Origin of the sequence: Kineococcus vitellinus (genome assembly GCF_009906315.1) — a bacterium.
Taxonomy (GTDB): domain Bacteria; phylum Actinomycetota; class Actinomycetes; order Actinomycetales; family Kineococcaceae; genus Kineococcus; species Kineococcus vitellinus.
In genome coordinates this window covers 1-3542 of sequence record NZ_JAAALL010000377.1, presented here as the reverse complement: position 1 = coordinate 3542, position 3542 = coordinate 1, and the positions used below count along the sequence as shown (strand labels likewise).

The window sequence follows — 3542 nt, the reverse complement described above, 5'->3', positions numbered from 1 at the left end:
GTCCTGCGCCGGCGCCAGGACCTCCCCGGCCGCGAGCGCGTCGGCGTAGCGGGCGCGCTGGGAGGCCTACCTGGCCGGCTGCGCCGAGCACGGGCACCCGCCGCTGAGCCGGCGGGACTTCGAGCGCCGCCGGGCCGACGCCCGGGCCGCGACGGTCTCCTCGCGCTGCTGCTGAGACGGAGCTGAGACGGGGTGCTCGACAGGCGGTGCCCACCGCGACACGATGCGTGCATGCAGCGCTACCGGGTGACCGTCATCGCGCACCGCCGCTGCCCCAGCGGCACGCGGCCCTGGGCGGGCGGCTCGGGGATCGTGCACCTGGAGACCGTGCGCGCCGAGGACGCCGCGTTCGCCCGCGACCTCGTCCTGCTGCACGTGCACACCGGCTCGGCCCTGGTCAGCGAGGCGCCCGTCGGCGTCGACGCCGTCGTCGTGGAGCGGCTGCGGGTGCTGCGCCGGCCCGTGCGCGAGGTCGACTCGCGCCGCCGGCCGGAACCGGCGTGGCGCTCCTGAGCGAGGAGGAGTTCGAGGAGGCCGTCGCCGACGCCCTCGACTCCGTGCCCGAGCAGCTGGCGCGCGCGATGGACGACGTCGTCGTCCTCGTGGAGGACGAGCCGCCCGCGGGGATGCCGCCGGACCTGCTGGGCCTGTACGAGGGCACCCCGCTGACCGAGCGCGGCACCTGGTGGGCGGCCGGCTCGCTGCCGGACCGCATCACCGTCTTCCGCCGCCCCACGCTCGCGGTCTGCGCCGACCGCGACGAGGTGGTCGCGGAGGTGCGGATCACCGTCGTGCACGAGATCGCCCACCACTTCGGCATCGACGACGAGCGGCTGCACGAGCTCGGCTGGGCCTGAGGCGCCCGGCCCCGGCGGGCCCGCGGAATCGGCGTGCGCGCGGCGGCGTTCCAGCCTCCGTGGACATGGACCTGCTGACCTTCGAGATCGCCCGGAGCGCCTTCGACGACCGCCGCTACACCGACGCCGTCCGCTCGCTGGAACCCCTCGTGGAGCGCCACCCCGACGACCGCTCGCTGCGCGAGTTGCTGGCGCGCTCCTACTTCTCCGCCGCGATGCTCGTCAAGGCCGAGGAGCAGGCGCGGGACCTGGTGCGGCGCAGCCCCTCCGACGCGTACGCGCACCTGCTGCTCTCGCGCGCGCTGGAGCGCCAGAGCCGGCACTCCGAGGCGCGCGGGCACCGGGTGATGGCGCACGTGCTCGGCGCGGAGGTCTGAGGGCCCCAGCGCCACCCCGGCCGGTTCGGACCAGGTCGGTTCAGATCAGGTCGACGAGGTCGCGGATGCCGTCGACGACGCGGTGGGGGCGGAACGGGAAGCGCTCGACCTGTTCCGCCCTCGTCGAGCCGGTGAGCACGAGGAACGTGCGCAGACCCGCCTCGATGCCCGCGACGACGTCGGTGTCCATGCGGTCGCCGATCATCGCGGTGGTCTCCGAGTGCGCCTCGATGCGGTTCATCGCCGAGCGGAACATCATCGGGTTCGGCTTGCCGACGAAGTACGGCTCGGCGCCCGTGGCCCGGGTGATGAGCGCGGCCACGGACCCCGTCGCCGGCAGGGAACCCTCCTTGGAGGGCCCGGTGGCGTCGGGGTTCGTGGCGATGAACCGGGCACCGGCCTCCACCAGGCGGATCGCCCTGGTGATGGCCTCGAAGGAGTACGTGCGCGTCTCGCCGAGGACCACGTAGTCCGGGTCGGTGTCGGTCGTGGTGTACCCGGCCTCGTACAGCGCGGTCGTCAGGCCCGACTCGCCGATGACGTACGCGGACCCGCCCGGCATCTGCCGGGCCAGGAAGTCGGCCGTCGCCAGCGCCGAGGTCCAGATGTTCTCCTCGGGCACCTCGATGCCGCTGCGCGAGAGGCGGGCCGCCAGGTCGCGCGGGGTGAAGATCGAGTTGTTCGTCAGCACCAGGAACCGGCGGCTGGAGTCGGCCAGGCGCTGCAGGAACTCCGCGGCCCCCGGCAGGGCGTGCTCCTCGTGGACGAGCACCCCGTCCATGTCGGTCAGCCAGCACTCGATGCCGTTCTCCTGGCTCACCGCGCGTCCTCCAGGCCGGCCAGGACGGCCGCGCTGCCGGACAGCCCCAGCCGCGTCGCGCCGGCGTCGAGCATGGCCAGCGCGGCCTCGGTGGTGCGGATCCCGCCGCTCGCCTTGACCCCCAGCCGGCCGCCGACGGTGGCGGCCATGAGCTGCACGGCGTGGACGGTGGCCCCGCCCGCGGGGTGGAAGCCGGTGGACGTCTTCACGAAGTCCGCGCCCGCCTCCTCCGCCGCCCGGCACACCGCGACGAGGACGTCGTCGGGCAGGGCGGCGGACTCGACGATGACCTTCAGCACGGTGGGCGCGGGGACCGCGGTGCGCACGGCGGCGATGTCCTCGCGCACCGCGTCGACCTCCCCGGCCAGCGCGGCGCCCACGTCGATGACCATGTCCACCTCGTCGGCGCCGGCCTGCACGGCGGCGGCGGCCTCGGCGGCCTTCACGGCGCTGGTGTGCTTGCCGGAGGGGAACCCGCAGACGGTCGCCACCACCAGGCCCTCGCCGTCGACGGGCAGCATCGAGGGGGACACGCAGACGGCCAGCACGCCCAGCGAGCGCGCCTCCTCGCACAGGGCGGCCACGTCGGCGGCGCTCGCCTCCGGCTTGAGCAGGGTGTGGTCGACGAGGCGGGCCACGGCCGGACGGGTGCGCGGGGCGGGGAGAGCGGTCACGTCGGCGAGTGTGCCAGTGCGCGCGGGCGGGTGCGCCCCTCGGTGGCGGTGCGTGCCCGGCCGGCGGCGGCGGGTGCCCGCCGGCCGTCCCGGCGGGGCGGGCCGGCGTCCCGGCGGGCCGGGAGGGCCGGCAGCGGCGAGGATGTGCGCGTGTGCAGCTCCAGCCCGCGGGCGCAGACCCCCCTCCCCGTCCACCCCTCCTCGGCGCGCCTGGCCCGGCGCTTCCTCGACGAGCACTGGTGCCACGACCACGCCGACGCCGCGCTGGTGGCCGCGCAGATCGTCGTCAGCGAGCTCGTGAGCAACGCCGTGCGCCACGGCGGCCCGCCGATCGCGCTGGCGCTCGACTGCGACGCCGACGACGGGGTGGTCGTCTCGGTCAGCGACGGCGGCCACCACCTGCCCCGGCAGGTGGAGGCCCGCCCCGACGCCGTCGGCGGCCGGGGGGTGCGCCTGGTGGAGCTGCTGAGCTCCGAGTGGGGGGTGCGCCCGCACGAGGGGGACCCGGCCAAGACCGTCTGGTCGCGCGTCCCCCTGCCGCAGCCCTCCTCCTAGCCCCGGGCCTCGCCCGCGCACTCCGCGGCGTGCTCGGCGCTGCGCTCGGGAGTGTGCTCGGCGGTGTGCTCGGCGGTGTGCTCGGCCATGAGCCGGCGCAGGGCCGCCGGCGGCAGCGCGCGCCGCACGAGGCGCTCGTGCTCGGCGACGAGGACCAGGCTGCAGGTCACCCCCAGCCGCGACAGCTGCGAGGAGACCGTCCGCGAGAGCGGGACCTGCGGGCCCGAGCGCGCCAGCTGCGTGCGCAGCGCGGCGGGGG

General features: G+C 76.1%; 7 protein-coding genes and 1 pseudogene. 5 read left to right on the top strand and 3 right to left on the bottom strand.

All coding sequences use genetic code 11. The features are described from left to right. Positions 1-67: 67 nt before the first annotated feature. From GTQ99_RS27610 to GTQ99_RS21110, 4 genes and pseudogenes are all read left to right on the top strand, one after another. Positions 68-175, top strand: a pseudogene (locus GTQ99_RS27610) (CstA-like transporter-associated (seleno)protein); the annotation flags it as partial. A 56-nt stretch (positions 176-231) separates the two neighbouring features. Then, positions 232-513: a hypothetical protein gene (locus GTQ99_RS21120; RefSeq protein ID WP_166617665.1), complete on the top strand. Its 282-nt coding sequence runs from the start codon at positions 232-234 to the stop codon at positions 511-513. Further along, complete coding sequence (locus tag GTQ99_RS21115; protein ID WP_205707952.1) at positions 510-857, top strand: metallopeptidase family protein; 348 nt, start codon at positions 510-512, stop codon at positions 855-857. The genes GTQ99_RS21120 and GTQ99_RS21115 overlap by 4 nt, the downstream gene beginning before the upstream one ends. Before the next feature lie 65 nt (positions 858-922). Continuing rightward, the gene (locus GTQ99_RS21110; protein WP_166617663.1) at positions 923-1234 is read left to right on the top strand and encodes a tetratricopeptide repeat protein; all 312 of its coding nucleotides are present in this window, start codon (positions 923-925) and stop codon (positions 1232-1234) included. A gap of 40 nt (positions 1235-1274) precedes the next feature. On the opposite strand, the gene GTQ99_RS21105 is transcribed toward GTQ99_RS21110, so the two are convergent. Both GTQ99_RS21105 and deoC read right to left on the bottom strand, forming a co-directional pair. After that, positions 1275-2015 (bottom strand): HAD-IIA family hydrolase, encoded by a 741-nt coding sequence (locus GTQ99_RS21105; protein ID WP_166617667.1) that lies wholly within the window; start codon positions 2013-2015, stop codon positions 1275-1277. Positions 2016-2050: 35 nt separating this feature from the next. Beyond that, on the bottom strand, positions 2051-2728 hold the full coding sequence (gene deoC / locus GTQ99_RS21100; RefSeq protein ID WP_166617662.1) for a deoxyribose-phosphate aldolase: 678 nt from the start codon (positions 2726-2728) through the stop codon (positions 2051-2053). Positions 2729-2878: 150 nt separating this feature from the next. Between deoC and GTQ99_RS21095 the strand changes: the two genes are divergently transcribed. Further along, a complete protein-coding gene (locus tag GTQ99_RS21095; protein ID WP_338075176.1) occupies positions 2879-3283 on the top strand; it encodes an ATP-binding protein in 405 nt (134 codons plus the stop codon). On the opposite strand, the gene GTQ99_RS21090 is transcribed toward GTQ99_RS21095, so the two are convergent. Beyond that, the coding region (locus GTQ99_RS21090; protein WP_166617661.1) for a hypothetical protein at positions 3280-3542 on the bottom strand (263 nt) is incomplete at its 5' end. The genes GTQ99_RS21095 and GTQ99_RS21090 overlap by 4 nt on opposite strands.

Bases quoted from the DNA above. Each gene is read 5' to 3' on its own strand.
- GTQ99_RS21110 (WP_166617663.1), top strand. From the start codon at position 923: ATGGACCTGCTGACCTTCGAGATCGCCCGGAGCGCCTTCGACGACCGC.
- GTQ99_RS21105 (WP_166617667.1), bottom strand. From the start codon at position 2,015: ATGGACGGGGTGCTCGTCCACGAGGAGCACGCCCTGCCGGGGGCCGCG.
- GTQ99_RS21120 (WP_166617665.1), top strand. From the start codon at position 232: ATGCAGCGCTACCGGGTGACCGTCATCGCGCACCGCCGCTGCCCCAGC.